Raw genomic sequence first — 14,392 nt, 5'->3', positions numbered from 1 at the left:
CGCCATGCCCGTCGTCCATTTGTTGCGCCACGGCCATGTCCACAACCCGGACAAGGTGCTCTACGGGCGCCTGCCCGAGTTCCGCCTGTCCGACGCGGGTCAGGCCATGGCCGCCGCGGTCGCCGAGGACCTGAGCGCCCGCGAGGTGCCCGTCACGCGCGTGATCGCGTCGCCGCTGCTGCGAGCGCAGCAGACCGCGAAGCCCGTCGCCGCGGCCTACGGGCTGGACATTGACACCGACGAGCGGCTCATCGAGGCACTGAACGCCTACGAGGGCACCGTGCTGCAGGCGGGGGCGAAGGATTTCCTGCACCCGCGCAACTGGTGGCTCTTGCGCAACCCGTGGCGGCCGTCGTGGGGCGAGCCCTACACGGAGCAGCGCGACCGCATGTGGGCCGCGATCCGCGATGCCGCCGCCGCGAACCCCGACGGTGACACGGTCATGGTCAGCCACCAGCTGCCCATCTGGGTGGCGCGTATGGAGTTCGAGAAGCGCCGCTTCCTGCACGACCCCCGCTCGCGCCAGTGCGGCCTCGCGTCGCTGACCAGCTTCGAGTTCCGCGACGGCGAGCCCGTCGCGATGAGCTACGCCGAGCCCGCCGCGCATATCGAGGTGCCCAGGTGAGGCGGTCCGCCCGGTACGTGGTCATCGCGGCCATCGTCCTCGCCGTGGTGCTGTGGCTCGCGGGCTGCGCCCCCGGCGACGCCGTCGAGTCCCCGGGCTACGTCTCGGGTGACGGCACCGTCACCGAGTGGGGACCCAACGAGCGCGGCGAGGTGGTCGACCTTTCTGGTACCTCCTTCGAGGGCGATGCCGTCGACGTCGCCGACTATCGCGGCCAGGTGGTGCTGATCAACACCTGGTACGCCGCGTGCCCGCCGTGCCGCGCCGAGGCGCCCGAGCTCGTGGCCCTGGATGCCCGCGACGATGTCCAGCTCATCGGCCTCAACTCGCGCGACGACGCCGCCACCGCCGAGGCCTTCCAGCGCACCTTCTCCGTGGAGTACCCCAGCATCGACGACGGCGACGGCAAAGCCACCGCCCAGCTGCAGGGCCTCGTCGCCATCAACGCCGTGCCCACCACGCTGGTGCTCGACCCCGAGGGCCGCGTGGCCGCACGCGCCGTGGGCCGCGTCGAGGCCTCGACCCTCGAGGCGCTCATCGACGCCGCCGCGGAGCCTTCCCTGTGATCGTCGCCGCCTCCTCGTTCACCGAGCAGGTGCTCTCGGGCTCGCTGCTCGCGGCGATCCCGATCGCCCTGCTCGCGGGTCTCGTGAGCTTCGCGTCCCCCTGTGTGGTGCCGCTGGTGCCCGGCTACCTGGGCTACGTGTCCGGCATGGCAGGCACCGGTGGCACGGGCAAGGCCAGCCGCCCCAAGCTCATCATCGGCGTGCTGCTGTTCATCGCCGGCTTCACGGCGGTCTTCGTGACGCTCGGCATCATCGTCTCCGCCGCGGGCGCGCAGTACCGCGAGCAGCTCGACATCATCACGCGCGTGCTGGGTGTGCTGGTCATCCTGCTGGGCCTCGCGTTCATGGGCGCCGTGCCCTTCCTCCAAAACGAGCGCCGCCTGCACGTGAGCCCCAAGGCCGGCCTCGCCGGTGCGCCGCTGCTCGGCATCGCGTTCGGACTCGGATGGGCCCCGTGCATCGGCCCCACGCTGTCCGCCGTCCTCGCGCTGGGCCTCAACGAGGGCACGGTGGGCCGCGGCGCGCTGCTCGCCGTCGTCTACTGCCTGGGGCTAGGCCTGCCGTTCCTCGCGCTCGCCATCTGGTTCGAGCGCTCCGGCAAGGTGCTGGGCTGGCTGCGCCGCCACCGCCGCGCGCTGCAGCTCTTCGGCGGCTCGATGCTGGTGATCCTGGGCGTCATGCTCGTCACCGGCCTGTGGGGCACGCTCACCGGACACCTGCAGGGCTGGATCGACGGCTTCTGGGTGGCGATCTGATGGCGAGGGTCAAGCTCGACAACTACGCGTACGCGGACGTCCCGCGCCTGGGCCTGCGTGGATGGCTGCGCTGGATCTGGCGCCAGGTCACCTCCATGCGCGTCGCCCTCATCCTGCTGCTGCTGCTCGCGCTCGCGGCCATCCCCGGCTCGGTCCTGCCGCAGTGGCCGCAGGACGCCTCCGACACCGCCGCGTTCCTCGCTGAGAACCCCACGTGGGGCCCCCTCCTCGACCGCCTGGGCTTCCTCGACGTGTTCGGCTCGGCGTGGTTCACCGCGATCTACCTGCTGCTGTTCGCGTCGCTCATCGGCTGCATCCTGCCGCGCATCGCGGTGTATTGGCGCGAACTGCGCGCCGAGGTCCCCGCCGCGCCCACCCGCCTGGACCGCTACGCGCCCGTGACCGAGGACAGCCCGCTCAACCCGGCCGATGCCGTGGCCGCCGTCCGTACGGAAATCGCCGGCCGTGGGCCGGCCCCCTGGCGCTGGCTCACCGGACACCGGGTGCGCGTCGACGAGCGCACCACGCGCGACGGCGTGGCCCAGATCGCCGTCTCCGCGCACCGCGGACACGTGCGCGAACTCGGGAATCTGATTTTTCACGTCTCGCTCGTGGGCATCCTGCTCGCCGTCGCCGCCGGCTCGCTGCTGACGTATCGCGGTCAGGCGCTCATCGTCGAGGGCGACTCCTTCACCAACGCCGTGGTCGCCTACGACACCTACGAGGCCGGCTCCCTGTTCAGCGAGGACGACCTCGACCCGTGGATCCTCACGCTCGACGAGCTCGACGCGCAGTTCGACGAGACGGGTCGGCCCACCATGTTCACCGCCTACGCGACGCTCACGGAGCCCGGCCAGGAGCCGCGCGCAGTCGAGGCCCAGGTGAACCGCCCCATCCAGGTCGAGGGCGCCAAGATTTACCTCCAGGGCAATGGCTACGCCCCCTCGTTCACCGTGACCGACTCTTCCGGCAACGTCGCGTTCCAGGGCGCCGTGCCCTTCATCCCCCAGGACGACGTCTACACGTCGACCGGCGTCATCAAGGTGCCGGACGTCACCGAGGGCGAGCAGCTGGGATTCTCCGGCACGCTCCTGCCGAGCGCCCTGGGCGAGGGTGCGGACGCCATCTCGGTCTTCCCGTCCCCCGAGAACCCCGTCATCTACCTGCAGATGTACACCGGCGACTTGGGTCTGGACAGTGGCATCCCCCAGAACGTCTACACGCTCGACGAATCCCAGCTCAGCCCCGTGCGCGACGAGGACGGCGAACTCGCCGTGATCGAGCTCGTGCCGGGTGAGACGGCCGCACTGCCCGACGGCCTCGGCACCATCACGTGGGACTCGCTCGACCGCTTCGCCGGCTTCGACCTGCGCCGCGACCCCTCGCTGCCGTGGCTTCTCGCCTTCGCGATCACCACGCTGCTGGGTCTGGGCCTCAGCCTGTTCGCGCCGCGCAGGCGCGTGTGGCTGACGGCTGTGGCGGCCGATGCCGGGGCTGGCCCGGTTACAGTGGTCACCGCGGCCGTGTGGTCGCCCCCGCACGACGCCGGCGCCGCGCTCACCCGCGAACGGGCCCTCGCCGCCGCGACCGGGCGCCCGCGACCTTCCTCGACATCCCCGGAGGACGACGAATGAACGCCCAGGAGCTCAGCTGGCTTGCCCTGTGGGGCGCGACGGCGCTGTACGCGATCGCCATGGTCGCCTCGTCGATGCACCTCGCACGCGTGGCCGATGCCAAGGTCGCCCGCAAGCGCGAGCGTGAGCTCGTCGCGGCCGGGGCGGTGCCCGCGGACCCCACCGCTGGGGTGAGTATGAACGGACAGCCGGCCACGGCATCGGCCGGCCTGGTGGTGCGCTCCAAGGCGCGCGGCATCGCCCGCGCGACCACCCTCATGGGCGCGGTCCTGCAGGGCGTGGGCGTGGTCGCCCGCGGCATTGAGGCTGGGCACGTGCCGTGGTCGACGATGTACGAGTACACGATCACCGGCACCTGGGTCGCGGTTGTCGTTCTGCTGATCGTCCAGACCCGCCGCGACGTCGCTTACCTCGCTCCCGGCGTGACGGGCTTCGCGACCATCGGTCTGGGCCTCGCGATGACGGTGCTCTACGCGCAGTCCACCGGCCTGCAGCCCGCGCTGCAGTCCTTCTGGCTGGTTATTCACGTGTCGATCGCGATCATCTCGACGGGCATCTTCACTGTCGGTGCTACCGCAACGGTGCTGCAGCTCATGCGCGACTATCGTGACTCCGGCACCGCGTGGCTGCAGCGCTTCCGCTGGCTCGAGGCCACCCCGTCGCCCGCGCGGCTCGAGGCGCTCGCCTTCCGCCTGCACGCCGTGGGCTTTGTGCTGTGGACCTTCACCGTGATGGCCGGCGCCGTGTGGGCCGAGCACGCGTGGGGCCGCTACTGGGGCTGGGACCCCAAGGAGGTATGGTCCTTCGTCATCTGGGTGATCTACGCCGCCTACCTCCACGCCCGCACTACGCAGGGCTGGGCAGGACGGCGCAGCGCCGTCGTGGCGCTCATCGGCTTCGTGGCGCTGATCATGAACTTCACCGTCGTCAACCTGGTGTTCCAGGGGCTTCACACCTACTCCGGGACGTGACCGTGAAGATCGCACTGGTGCTGGACGACTCGATCGACCGTCCCGATGGGGTTCAGCAGTATGTGCTGACCCTGGGAGCGTTCCTGGAGCGTCAGGGCCACGAGGTGCACTACGTGTGCTCCGACGCGTCGCGTGACGACGTGACCGTGCACTCGCTCGCGCGCAACGTGGGCGTGACGTTCAACGGCAACGGCCTGCGCATTCCGCTGCCCACCTCACGCGCCATGCTGCGGGAGTTCCTGGAGCGCGAACGCTACGACGTCATCCACGTGCAGATCCCCCACTCGCCGCTCTTCGCCGCGCGCGTGGTGGACGAGGCTCGGCGGGTACAGGCGCGCTCCGTGCGCATCGTCGGCACCTTTCATATCCTCCCCGACGGCGCCGTGTCCGAGTACGGCACGCGAGTATTGGGCCGCTGGCTGCGCCGCAATCTGGCGAAGTTCGACGCGTTTTGCGCGGTCTCGCCGCCCGCGCGGGAGTTTGCCGCGCGGTCCTTCGGGATCGCGGCGCAGGTGATTCCGTGTCCGGTGGACGTGACGCGGTTCGCGCGCGAGGCTGCCGCGTCCGCGCGCCGCCCCGGTGCCGACGGGCGCCTGGTCATCGCGTTCCTGGGCCGGCTCGTGGAGCGCAAGGGTGCCGTCGAGCTGGTGAGTGCGCTCGGCGCGCTGGACCCGGCGGTGCTGTCGCGCATCGAGGTGCGGATCGGGGGCAAGGGGCCGTTGCTCGGGCGGTTGCAGGAGTCGGTGACCCGCCACCGGCTCGAGTCCGTCGTGACCTTCGCCGGCTTTGTCGCCGAGGAGGACAAGGCCGGCTTCTACGCCGACGCCGACATCGCCGTGTTCCCCGCCACCGGGGGAGAGAGCTTCGGAATTGTGCTCGTCGAGGCGATGGCCTCCGGCGCGGGCGTGGTGCTCGCGGGGGCCAATCCTGGTTACTTGTCGGTGATCGGCGCGCGGCCAGAGGTCAGCGTCGACGCCACCGACGTGAAGGCCTTCGCGGAGGCGCTCACGCTGCTGATCCAGGCGCGTGAGTTGCGCGCCGAGCTCCACGCCGAACAGGCCGAGCGGGTGCGACAGTTCGACGTCGAGGCCGTCGGCGCGCAGGTCCTGGAGCTGTACGGGGCCTAGTCCCGGTTGCCCTTGCGCCGCTCCTGCTGACGCAGCCAGCGCAGGTAGTCCGGGTCGTCGTCGGGCGCACGCGGAGAGGGGGGACCGGCTGTGCCGCCGCTGCGCCACTGCAGTCCCAACCAGATGAGGGCGCCGATGTACGGCGCGAGGATGATGATCGCGATCCACGCCGAGCGGTGCAGCCCCGCATACGACTCCTGGCCCTTGTTCAGCACGTCGGTCACCGCGTACGCGGTGAGGGCGACGTAGAGGGCGGCCAGGAGCAGGAATCGCATCTTCCTACTGTAGGCACGCGCAGCCTGCCCGTGGCATCGGCCACAAGCACGATCCTGCGGCTCGCGGTCGGGGGCCTCCAGACGGTGCGGCGCCGCGTACCCTTGACGCATGAAAATCCTCGCCTATTGGGGCGCCCGCACGGGCATCTTTCTTGCCGTCGTGGGCGTGCTGTACCTCGTGGGCTGGTTCGACATCATCGCCTTCATTGCGGCATTCATCCTCGCCTGGCTGATCTCTTACCTGCTGCTGCCAGGCCTGCGCCGCGAGGCGGGGCTACAGATGGAGGGCGTCATCGACCGCTCGCAAAAGGGCATCCGCGACCTCGATGACGAGGAGGACGCGGAGGCCGACAAGAGCAACGACAAGCCTGACCCCGACGGCACCGTCCGCCTGGACTAGAGGTCGGCCTGCTCCCGCGCCACCCTGCGGGCGAAGTGCGCATCGGTGAACTGGTGCCACGCGCACGCCGCGAGCGCGACGGTGAACGCGAGATACAGCGCCGGCTGGCCCTGCTGAAGGTCCCACGCGGCCGCGGTGTACAGGCCCTCGATGGCCGTCAGCACCACGAAGATCGCCCCAAACACCACGTGGCGCACGGGCTTGCCGTCGCGTCCCCACACCAGACGCATCCAGCGGATGCCGGGGTAGCGCTTGGGCAAGGCGCTCACAGGATCAGCCCCAACGCGAACAGCAGCCCGTAGGCGAGGCCGATGCCCGACAGGGCCTTGAAGATGAGCGGCATCCCGATCTTCTCGGCACCCACGCGCATGCCGAAGGCGACCAGCAGGCTGGGCAGCGCGACGACCGTCGAGATCAGCACCCACGGGTGGACGAAGGCCACGATGACCGAGCACAGCACGGGCAGCATCACCACGGACATGAACAGGCGGCGCGCGCGGGCCTCGCCGATGCGCACCGGGAGCGTGCGCTTGCCCGCGATCGTGTCGGTCGCGATGTCGCGGATGTTGTTCACGAGCATGAGCGCTACTGAGTAGAGCCCCACACCGATCGACGCGACCACGGCCCACCACGTGATGGTGCCGGCCTGCGTGTACAGCGTGCCGAGGGTAGCGACGGGTCCGAAGAACAGGAATGCCATGGCCTCGCCCCAGCCCGAGTACCCGTAGGGGCGAGAGGTGCCGGTATAGCCCCACGCGGCGACGATGGCGACGGCGCCGACGGCGAGGAGCCACCAGGTTTCGGTGAGCACCACGAGCGCCAGCCCGGCAATGGCTGCGACGCCAAAACTCAGGAACGCGGCGTTGCGGACCGCCGTGGGCGTCGCGCGCCCGGTCGCGACCAGGCGGTCGGGACCCACGCGGTCGATGTCCGTGCCGCGCACGCCGTCCGAGTAGTCGTTGGCGTAGTTCACGGCGATCTGCATCGCGAGCCCGACGGCGAGGGCGAGCAGCGCGGGGATGAGGCGGAACTCGTCGAGCAGCACCGCGGCACCCGTGCCGACCGCGACGGGGGAGATGGCCGTCCAGAGCGTACGGGGGCGAGCGCCAGCTACCCAGTCCTGGGTCGTCGTCATGAGGTCTCCTCAAGGTCCTGTGCCGCGGCGAGTGCCCGTGCGGCGCTGCGGTCGATTTTGCCAGCCTCGGTGCGCGGTACCTGCACCACGCGCACCAGGGCACGCGGGAGGGCGTGACGGGGCAGGGCAAGCGTGGAGCGCAGGTCGGCGAGCCCGGGGGCATCCTCGGTCACCACGGCCACCATGCGCTCGCCCCACTCGGCGTCGGGGAGGCCGACGACGATCGCCTCCGCGACCCCGGCATCGGCCATCGCCCGTTCGACCGATGCGGGATGGACGTTGTGGCCGCCGGTGATGATGACGTGGTCGGCGCGCCCGTGCACGGTGAGGGTGTGGCCATCCCAGGAGCCGAGGTCGGAGGTGCGGAACCATCTTCGTCCTGCGTCCGTGACGAACGCCGAGTCGTCGCCGTCGCGATAGCCGTCGGCGAGCATGGGGCCCGCGATCTCGATGCGGCCGTCGGTGGCGATGCGTACCTCGGCGCCGTCCAGCGGCGTGCCGTCGTAGACGCAGCCCCCGCTGGTCTCGGTCATGCCGTAGGTCTCCACGGCGTTTGGGGGCAGGTCCATGCCGGGAGGTGCGCCGCCGACGAGCACGGCGTCGAAGGTTTCCAGAGCCTCGCGGCCAGCCCGCTCGGCAAGGACCCGGCGCAGCTGGGTCGGCACCAGCGACACGTAGCGCCGGCCCGGCGGCATCGCAGCCGTGGCGTCCGCGAAGGACGCCGCCGTGAAGGTGCCGGGCATGACCGGGGTGACCGTCGCATCGGCCATCCGAGCACGCGCCAGGACCATGGCTCCCGCGATGCGGTCGGCGGGGACCGCCAGCAGCCAGTGCCCCGGGCCGCCCAGACGGTCGAGGGTCGCCTCGCTGGAGGCGCGCATCGCCGCGGCGCTCACGAGCACCTCGCGAGGCTCGCCGGTCGAGCCGGAGGTACGTGCCGCGATGCCGTCGATGTGGCCCGCGAGAGCAGCCGCAACGGCTGCCTCGGGACCGTCGGCGAGCCGCGTGTAGTTCATGCCTTCAGCCTAGGTGCGGCCCCTACACTGGTCCGCATGAGGACCCGCCGCGCCCTGCCGCTCACCGCCCTCGCCGCCGTCACCGCTTTGGTGGCCGCCGCGTGCTCGTCGTCGCCGGAGGTCGTGGAGACGCCCGCGGTGACCACCACCGCCTCGCCCACCGCGGTGGAGCGCACCACGCCGCCGTCTCCCTCGCCCGCTCCGGTGGGACCGGAGGTGGTCTGGCCGCTGACCGGCGTGGACGCCGAGGGAGCCGACGAGGGTGCTCTCGCGAACCCGGCGCTGTCCATCAAGATCGAGAACTCCGCCCAGGCACGCCCGCAGCAGAACCTGCAGAACGCGGACATCGTGTTCGAGGAGTACGTCGAGTCTGGCATCTCGCGTCTCATCGCCGTCTACCAGTCGGACATCCCGGATTCGGTGGGCCCCGTGCGCTCCATGCGCCCCATGGACAAGAACATCATGGGCTCGATGGAGGGCCCGCTGATCTTCTCCGGCGCCCAGCGCCGGTTCATCACCGCGACCGTCGACTCCGGCCAGGAGGCCATCGCCCAGGACACGGGGGGTTACGGCTTCTACCGCGTTTCCGGCCGCGCCGCGCCCCACAACCTCTACGGCACGCCCGCGGACTTCCTCGAGCAGACCGATGCCGACGCCCCGCCGCAGCAGTTTGCCTATTCCTACGAGCCCGAGACCTCCAACGTCGTGGAGGAGGGCTCGACCGTCTCCACCATCGACATCTCGATGTCGCGATACTCGCAGCCTTCGTGGGACTGGGACGGCGAGGTCTGGCAGCGCTCCGAGGGCGGCTCGCCTCACACCCAGGATGACGGCACGCAGTTGAACGCTCAGAACGTCATCGCCCTGTGGGTGACGGTGAAGTACACGTCCTCGAGCGGCGGCTCCTCGGTCCCCGAGACGTTGGTCGCAGGCGAGTCCGGCGAGGGCTACGCCATGGTGGGCGACTCGATGGTCGAGGTCACGTGGTCCAAGGCGGGCCAGTTCGACCCGTTCGTCATCGAGACCCCGGCTGGCGAGCCCATCGAGCTGCTGCCCGGCAACACCTGGGTCGAGCTCATCCCGAACGCGGGCATCGCAAACGCGACGTCGATCGACATCTCGTAGCGGGCGCCAGCCCCACCCCGCCCCGCGGCGCTCGCCCCATGGGACGCCCACCGTCGCTCTGAGCAGATCTGTGCGTCCTATGGGGCGCCCACCGTTGTCCGGCGGTCAGAACGCGTACGGGAACTTGGTCCAGTCGGGCTCGCGCCGCTCGAGGAACGCGTCGCGCCCCTCCTGAGCCTCGTCCGTCATGTAGGCCATGCGGGTCGCCTCGCCGGCGAACACCTGCTGGCCCGCGAGGCCGTCGTCGGCGAGGTTGAAGGCGTACTTCAGCATGCGAATGGCCTGCGGCGACTTGGCCGCGATGGTCTTCGCGTACTCGAGCGCGGTCGCTTCTAGTGCGGAGTGCGTGACGGCCTCGTTGACCGCGCCCCAGCGCTCGGCATCGGCCGCCGAGTACTCCCGTGCGAGGAAGAAAATCTCCCGGGCCCGCTTGTCGCCCACCTGGCGCGCGAGCAGCGCCGAGCCGTAGCCCGCGTCGAACGAGCCCACGTTCGCATCGGTCTGCTTGAAGCGCGCGTGCTCGAGGGAGGCGATCGACAAGTCCGCGACCACGTGGAGGCTGTGCCCGCCACCTGCCGCCCAGCCGTTGACCGCGGCAATCGTCACCTTCGGCATGGTCCGCATGAGGCGTTGCACCTCGAGGATGTGCAGGCGGCCGCCGTGAGCGGGGGCATCGGCCGCCGTGCCCTCGTAGAGGTAGCCGTCGCGCCCACGGATGCGCTGGTCGCCGCCCGAGCAGAACGCCCACACGCCGTCCTTGGGTGCCGGCCCATTGCCCGTGATGATCACGGCGGCGACGTCGTCGGTCATGCGGGCGTGATCGAGTGCGCGGTAGAGCTCGTCGACGGTCTGAGGCCTAAAGGCGTTGCGCACCTCGGGGCGGTTGAAGGCGATGCGCACCGCGGGGAGGTCCCGCTCCTCGCCCTCGGACCGGTCAACCCAGCGGTGGTACGTGATGTCGCCGTCGGGGAAGCCCTCGATCGCGCGCCACTGCTGGGCGTCGAAGGTGTCGGACACGGTGGCGGGAATGGCGCTCATGCGGCCAGCGTATCCGCGCCCCCGCCGTCGGTTTGGCCCACGGTTGTGACAGGAGGGGCCCGTGGGGCGCGTGATCACGTCGCACGCGACACGTGCGTTCACACCGGTCTCATCCGTGGGCCAAACCGACGCGACGGCCGCCGTAGGCTGAGCCCATGGAATTCCGGCCCTTCACCGTCGAGTTGTCGACGCGTTTTCGGGCCACGACCCGCCGCTCCGGCGTCCTCATCCGCATGCGTGACGAGGACGGCGTGGACCACTGGGGCGAGTACAGCCCGTTTCCCGACTACGACGCCGAGCGTGCCTCGCGGTGGTGGCGCGGCGCGATGGAGGCCGCGCGCGGGGACTGGCCCAGCCCGCAGCGCGACACCGTCGCCGTCAACGCCATCGTCCCGCTCGTCGACCCGGACCGGGCCCGCGACTTCGCGACCCGCAACGGCTGCACTACCGCCAAGGTCAAGGTGGGCGGGGGCTCCGACCTTGCGGCCGACATCGCCCGCGTCGAGGCCGTCGCCGACGCCCTGGGCCCCGCCGGCGCCATCCGCGTAGACGTCAACGGCGGCTGGGACCTCGACGAGGCCGCCCGCTGCCTGCCGCTCCTGGACCGCGCGGCCCGCGCAGGAGGGGCACACGGCCTCCAGTACGCCGAGCAGCCCGTCGAGTCCGTCGAGGACCTCGCGATCCTCCGCCGCCGCGCGGACGTGCCGCTCGCCGCGGACGAGTCCGTGCGCATCCCCGGCTCCGCCGATGCCGTCCTCAAGGCCCACGCGGCCGACGTCATCATCCTCAAGGCCCACCCGCTGGGCGGGGTGCGCCGCGCGCTCGAGATCGCTGACAGCGTGGGCGACCTGCCCATCACCGTGTCCTCCGCGATGGAGTCCTCGGTGGGCCTCGCGGCGGGCGTCGCCCTCGCGCTGGCGCTGCCCCGCGAGCCGCTCGCCTGTGGCCTCGGCACCGGTGCGCTCCTCGCGACAGACACCGTGGCCCACACCTGGCTGCCCTCCCACGGCCGCATCGGCCTGACGAGACTTGAGGTGACCGCGTGAGCTACCCGTCGGCGGCGTTCGCCCGCGAGCTGGTCTCGTCGCTCGCGCAGCGCGGCGTGCGCGAGTTCGTGTTGTGCCCCGGCTCGCGCTCGGGTCCACTCGCGCACGCGCTCGCGGAGGCCGGCGCCGATAATCCGCCGCTCGGCGCGCCCGGCGTGGACTTGCACGTGCGCATCGACGAGCGCTCCGCGGCGTTCCTGGGGCTGGGGCTTGCGAGGGGAGCGGCTGCGACAGGACAGGCCCGCGCCGTCGCCATCGTCACCACCTCTGGCACCGCCGTGGGCAATCTCTTGCCCGCCGTGATGGAGGCCCACCACAGCGGCCTGCCCCTGCTACTGCTCACAGCGGACCGACCTGGCGAGCTCCGGGGCGTGGGCGCCAATCAGACCACCGATCAGGTGGGCATCTTCGGCACCTTCGTGCGCTGGAGCGCCGACGTCGCCGCACCCGCGGAGGGGGACGCTCCCGGCCACGCCGCCCGCCTCGCCAACCAAGCCGTGGGCGTCGCGCTGGGCGACCCGAACCGGGACGACATGACGGGCACCCCCGGCCCCGTGCACCTCAACCTGGAGTTCCGCGACCCGCTGAGCGCCGACAACGGCGTATGGGACGATCCGCCACAGGTCGACGCTCACCCCACCACGGGCTCGCATGGCATCCCCATCGTCGACGAGCCGGCGCCGGTGCCCGAGGTCGAGCGCGGCCTGGTCATCGCGGGCGACGGCGCTGGCCCCGCGGCGCGGTTCATCGCCGAGGCCCACGGCTGGCCGCTGCTCGCCGAGCCGACCTCTGGCGCACGCGAGGGCGACGCGTGCATCCCGCAGTACCTGGACCTTCTGGCGGCCGATGCCGGACGCACCTTGGCGAACCAGGTCCACCAGGTCGTGGTGGTGGGTAGGCCCACTCTCACGCGCCAGGTGCAGCGGCTGATCGCCGATGCCCCCGCCCTCATGGTCGCCGGACACGGCGCGCGCTGGCGCGAGGCGCCCCGGCACGCCGAGCGCGTGCTGCGCGCGGTGCCCGCCTCGTGGACGCAGCGCTCGGACGGCACCCTCGCCCTGGGGGACTCGGCGTGGCTCGCGCGCTGGCGCGATGCGGCCGGCGCCCTCGAACCTCAGGCGAGCGCCTGGGACCGTCGGGCCGTGGCACAGGCCTTCCTGGCCTCCCTCACCCCCGGCGAGCCCGCGCTCCTCGGCTCCTCCGGGTCCATCCGCGCGGTGGATCAGGTGGCCCCCGCATGGGCGGTGGGTGACGCCCCCGTGCTCGTGGCGAACCGCGGGCTCGCGGGCATCGACGGCACCGTCTCGACCACGGTGGGGATGGCCCTCGCGTCGCGCCGACCGGTCAGCGCACTCATGGGCGACGTGACGTTTCTGCATGATGTGGGCGGGCTGCTCATCGGCCCGCGCGAGACCCGACCGCGCGTGCGCATCGTCGTCATCAACGATGGCGGCGGGACCATCTTTGGCGGGCTCGAGCACGCGGCGGCGCCCGCGGCGAACGTGGAGCGCGTGTTCACCACGCCGCACGGGGTGGACCTCGCGCCGCTCGCGGCCGCCTACGGGGTGACGTACACGCGCGTCACCAACGCCGACGCGCTCGCCCGCGCGCTTGCCGCTGAGGTGACCGGCATGGAGCTCATCGAGGCGGCCGTGCGAGGTTAGTCGACCTCCAGCACCACCTTGCGCTGGCCTGGCCGTGGCGCGCATGCCGCCGCGAACGCGCGCTCGACCTCGGTGATCGGCACCACGTCCGTCACCATCCGCTCGGCAAACCACGGCTCGGCGATGAGGAAGTCCTGCGCCCGCTCGAGCATCGCGCGGTGGTGGCGCGTGACGCCCGTCACGAGGGTGCCGTGGCGGCGGAAGAAGGAGCGCAGGGGGAGGGCATACCAGTCGTCGTCGGGCACGCCGAAGGCGACCACGGTGCCGCCGGGAGCGACGGCGTTCATCGCATCGGCCACCGTCGAGGGCTGGTGTCCGACCATCTCGATCACGATGTCGGGCCTGTCCGCCTCCGCGAGACCAGCGGCCCACACCCGGGAGTTCGCGCGCACCAGGGCATCGAAGCCCAGCCCGTCGGCATCCGCGGCGCGGTCGAGCGGGTCGATGCCCACGATCCGCCCCGCGCCCAGCCGCCTCGCCAGTACCGACGTCATGAGCCCGAATGGCCCCACGCCCACGATCGCCACCGACCGGCCCGCCAACGGACCCAGTCGGTCAAACACGGTGAAGAGGCACGCGACGGACTGCGCGACCGTCGCGAGGGCATCGGACGCCTCCATGCGCACGCGAGCCACCTGGTCGCCGCGCGTCACGAATACCCCGCGCAGCGCGTCCCAGTTCGACGCCCAGCCCACCACGCGGTCGCCGGGCACAAAGTCCACGTGCGCGCTCGCGAGCACCTCGCCCACGACCTCGTGCATGGGGCGGCCGGGCTGGCGCGGTCCACCCTCGGGCACCAGGGCGCCGCGCGCGAACGGGAGGTCGGAGCCGCACACGGCCCCGGCCGTCAGGCGCACCAGCAGCTCGCCTGGGCCCGGCGCCGACGGCACCGGCACCTCGACGCGCTCGAACCGGTAGGGGGCGATGAGGCGGTAGGCCCAGGTGGTGTCGTCGCTCATGGCGCGACGCTAATGGCCCGTACCGTGGTCGGCCTGGGACCGAAGGCCGGGGTAGC

The 14,392-nt window shown here is 71.5% G+C and carries 16 protein-coding genes; 10 read left to right on the top strand and 6 right to left on the bottom strand.

The genetic code is table 11. The features are described 5' to 3' along the window. Positions 1 to 4: 4 nt before the first annotated feature. From B7K20_RS06075 to B7K20_RS06050, 6 genes are read left to right on the top strand one after another with little or no spacing between them, the layout of a single operon-like run. The gene (locus B7K20_RS06075) at positions 5 to 625 is read left to right on the top strand and encodes a histidine phosphatase family protein (RefSeq protein WP_084101570.1); all 621 of its coding nucleotides are present in this window, start codon (positions 5 to 7) and stop codon (positions 623 to 625) included. Then, entirely contained in the window at positions 622 to 1,191 is a 570-nt protein-coding gene (locus B7K20_RS06070) for a TlpA disulfide reductase family protein (protein WP_084101568.1), read from the top strand. The genes B7K20_RS06075 and B7K20_RS06070 overlap by 4 nt, the downstream gene beginning before the upstream one ends. After that, positions 1,188 to 1,946, top strand: a complete 759-nt coding sequence (locus B7K20_RS06065) for a cytochrome c biogenesis CcdA family protein (protein WP_084101566.1) — start codon at positions 1,188 to 1,190, stop codon at positions 1,944 to 1,946. Before B7K20_RS06070 ends, B7K20_RS06065 begins: the two co-directional genes overlap by 4 nt. Beyond that, positions 1,946 to 3,580, top strand: coding sequence for a cytochrome c biogenesis protein ResB (locus tag B7K20_RS06060; RefSeq protein WP_084101564.1), 1,635 nt, complete (start codon positions 1,946 to 1,948; stop codon positions 3,578 to 3,580). The genes B7K20_RS06065 and B7K20_RS06060 overlap by 1 nt, the downstream gene beginning before the upstream one ends. Then, positions 3,577 to 4,551 (top strand): c-type cytochrome biogenesis protein CcsB, encoded by a 975-nt coding sequence (gene ccsB, locus B7K20_RS06055; RefSeq protein WP_084101563.1) that lies wholly within the window; start codon positions 3,577 to 3,579, stop codon positions 4,549 to 4,551. Before B7K20_RS06060 ends, ccsB begins: the two co-directional genes overlap by 4 nt. Beyond that, positions 4,548 to 5,678, top strand: a complete 1,131-nt coding sequence (locus B7K20_RS06050; RefSeq protein WP_159449342.1) for a glycosyltransferase family 4 protein — start codon at positions 4,548 to 4,550, stop codon at positions 5,676 to 5,678. Before ccsB ends, B7K20_RS06050 begins: the two co-directional genes overlap by 4 nt. Here B7K20_RS06050 and B7K20_RS06045 read toward each other — a convergent pair. Beyond that, on the bottom strand, positions 5,675 to 5,953 hold the full coding sequence (locus B7K20_RS06045) for a PLD nuclease N-terminal domain-containing protein (RefSeq protein WP_159449341.1): 279 nt from the start codon (positions 5,951 to 5,953) through the stop codon (positions 5,675 to 5,677). The two genes, B7K20_RS06050 and B7K20_RS06045, sit on opposite strands and share 4 nt — an antisense overlap. A gap of 109 nt (positions 5,954 to 6,062) precedes the next feature. Between B7K20_RS06045 and B7K20_RS06040 the strand changes: the two genes are divergently transcribed. Continuing rightward, positions 6,063 to 6,353, top strand: a complete 291-nt coding sequence (locus B7K20_RS06040) for a DUF4229 domain-containing protein (protein ID WP_084101557.1) — start codon at positions 6,063 to 6,065, stop codon at positions 6,351 to 6,353. On the opposite strand, the gene B7K20_RS06035 is transcribed toward B7K20_RS06040, so the two are convergent. From B7K20_RS06035 to B7K20_RS06025, 3 genes are read right to left on the bottom strand one after another with little or no spacing between them, the layout of a single operon-like run. Continuing rightward, the gene (locus B7K20_RS06035; protein ID WP_084101555.1) at positions 6,350 to 6,622 is read right to left on the bottom strand and encodes a hypothetical protein; all 273 of its coding nucleotides are present in this window, start codon (positions 6,620 to 6,622) and stop codon (positions 6,350 to 6,352) included. The two genes, B7K20_RS06040 and B7K20_RS06035, sit on opposite strands and share 4 nt — an antisense overlap. After that, positions 6,619 to 7,488 carry a 1,4-dihydroxy-2-naphthoate polyprenyltransferase gene (locus B7K20_RS06030; protein WP_084101553.1) on the bottom strand — a complete coding sequence of 290 codons (870 nt, stop codon included), beginning with the start codon at positions 7,486 to 7,488 and terminating at the stop codon, positions 6,619 to 6,621. Before B7K20_RS06030 ends, B7K20_RS06035 begins: the two co-directional genes overlap by 4 nt. Beyond that, a complete protein-coding gene (locus B7K20_RS06025; protein ID WP_084101551.1) occupies positions 7,485 to 8,504 on the bottom strand; it encodes an AMP-binding protein in 1,020 nt (339 codons plus the stop codon). The genes B7K20_RS06030 and B7K20_RS06025 overlap by 4 nt, the downstream gene beginning before the upstream one ends. A 36-nt stretch (positions 8,505 to 8,540) precedes the next feature. Here B7K20_RS06025 and B7K20_RS06020 point away from each other — a divergent pair, with 36 nt between their 5' ends. Then, a complete protein-coding gene (locus tag B7K20_RS06020; RefSeq protein ID WP_084101549.1) occupies positions 8,541 to 9,629 on the top strand; it encodes a DUF3048 domain-containing protein in 1,089 nt (362 codons plus the stop codon). 105 nt (positions 9,630 to 9,734) lie between these two features. Here the strand turns inward: B7K20_RS06020 and B7K20_RS06015 are convergent, their stop codons facing one another. Next, positions 9,735 to 10,667, bottom strand: coding sequence for a 1,4-dihydroxy-2-naphthoyl-CoA synthase (locus B7K20_RS06015; RefSeq protein ID WP_084101547.1), 933 nt, complete (start codon positions 10,665 to 10,667; stop codon positions 9,735 to 9,737). Positions 10,668 to 10,822: 155 nt separating this feature from the next. Here B7K20_RS06015 and B7K20_RS06010 point away from each other — a divergent pair, with 155 nt between their 5' ends. Both B7K20_RS06010 and menD read left to right on the top strand, forming a co-directional pair. Beyond that, positions 10,823 to 11,713 (top strand): o-succinylbenzoate synthase, encoded by an 891-nt coding sequence (locus tag B7K20_RS06010; RefSeq protein ID WP_084101545.1) that lies wholly within the window; start codon positions 10,823 to 10,825, stop codon positions 11,711 to 11,713. After that, positions 11,710 to 13,377, top strand: coding sequence for a 2-succinyl-5-enolpyruvyl-6-hydroxy-3-cyclohexene-1-carboxylic-acid synthase (gene menD, locus B7K20_RS06005; RefSeq protein WP_084101544.1), 1,668 nt, complete (start codon positions 11,710 to 11,712; stop codon positions 13,375 to 13,377). The genes B7K20_RS06010 and menD overlap by 4 nt, the downstream gene beginning before the upstream one ends. Here menD and B7K20_RS06000 read toward each other — a convergent pair. Then, a complete protein-coding gene (locus tag B7K20_RS06000) occupies positions 13,374 to 14,336 on the bottom strand; it encodes a zinc-binding dehydrogenase (RefSeq protein WP_084101542.1) in 963 nt (320 codons plus the stop codon). The genes menD and B7K20_RS06000 overlap by 4 nt on opposite strands. Positions 14,337 to 14,392 lie beyond the last annotated feature (56 nt).

The organism is Demequina sp. NBRC 110051 (assembly GCF_002090055.1).
Taxonomy (GTDB): Bacteria; Actinomycetota; Actinomycetes; order Actinomycetales; family Demequinaceae; genus Demequina.
This window is presented reverse-complemented; position numbering and strand designations above follow the sequence as displayed.

Excerpts from the sequence above, each read along its gene's own strand:
- B7K20_RS06075 (WP_084101570.1), top strand. The coding sequence starts at position 5 with ATGCCCGTCGTCCATTTGTTGCGCCACGGCCATGTCCACAACCCGGAC.
- B7K20_RS06060 (WP_084101564.1), top strand. The coding sequence starts at position 1,946 with ATGGCGAGGGTCAAGCTCGACAACTACGCGTACGCGGACGTCCCGCGC.
- ccsB (WP_084101563.1), top strand. The coding sequence starts at position 3,577 with ATGAACGCCCAGGAGCTCAGCTGGCTTGCCCTGTGGGGCGCGACGGCG.
- B7K20_RS06045 (WP_159449341.1), bottom strand. The coding sequence starts at position 5,953 with ATGCGATTCCTGCTCCTGGCCGCCCTCTACGTCGCCCTCACCGCGTAC.
- B7K20_RS06040 (WP_084101557.1), top strand. The coding sequence starts at position 6,063 with ATGAAAATCCTCGCCTATTGGGGCGCCCGCACGGGCATCTTTCTTGCC.
- B7K20_RS06030 (WP_084101553.1), bottom strand. The coding sequence starts at position 7,488 with ATGACGACGACCCAGGACTGGGTAGCTGGCGCTCGCCCCCGTACGCTC.
- B7K20_RS06025 (WP_084101551.1), bottom strand. The coding sequence starts at position 8,504 with ATGAACTACACGCGGCTCGCCGACGGTCCCGAGGCAGCCGTTGCGGCT.
- B7K20_RS06020 (WP_084101549.1), top strand. The coding sequence starts at position 8,541 with ATGAGGACCCGCCGCGCCCTGCCGCTCACCGCCCTCGCCGCCGTCACC.
- B7K20_RS06015 (WP_084101547.1), bottom strand. The coding sequence starts at position 10,667 with ATGAGCGCCATTCCCGCCACCGTGTCCGACACCTTCGACGCCCAGCAG.
- B7K20_RS06010 (WP_084101545.1), top strand. The coding sequence starts at position 10,823 with ATGGAATTCCGGCCCTTCACCGTCGAGTTGTCGACGCGTTTTCGGGCC.
- B7K20_RS06000 (WP_084101542.1), bottom strand. The coding sequence starts at position 14,336 with ATGAGCGACGACACCACCTGGGCCTACCGCCTCATCGCCCCCTACCGG.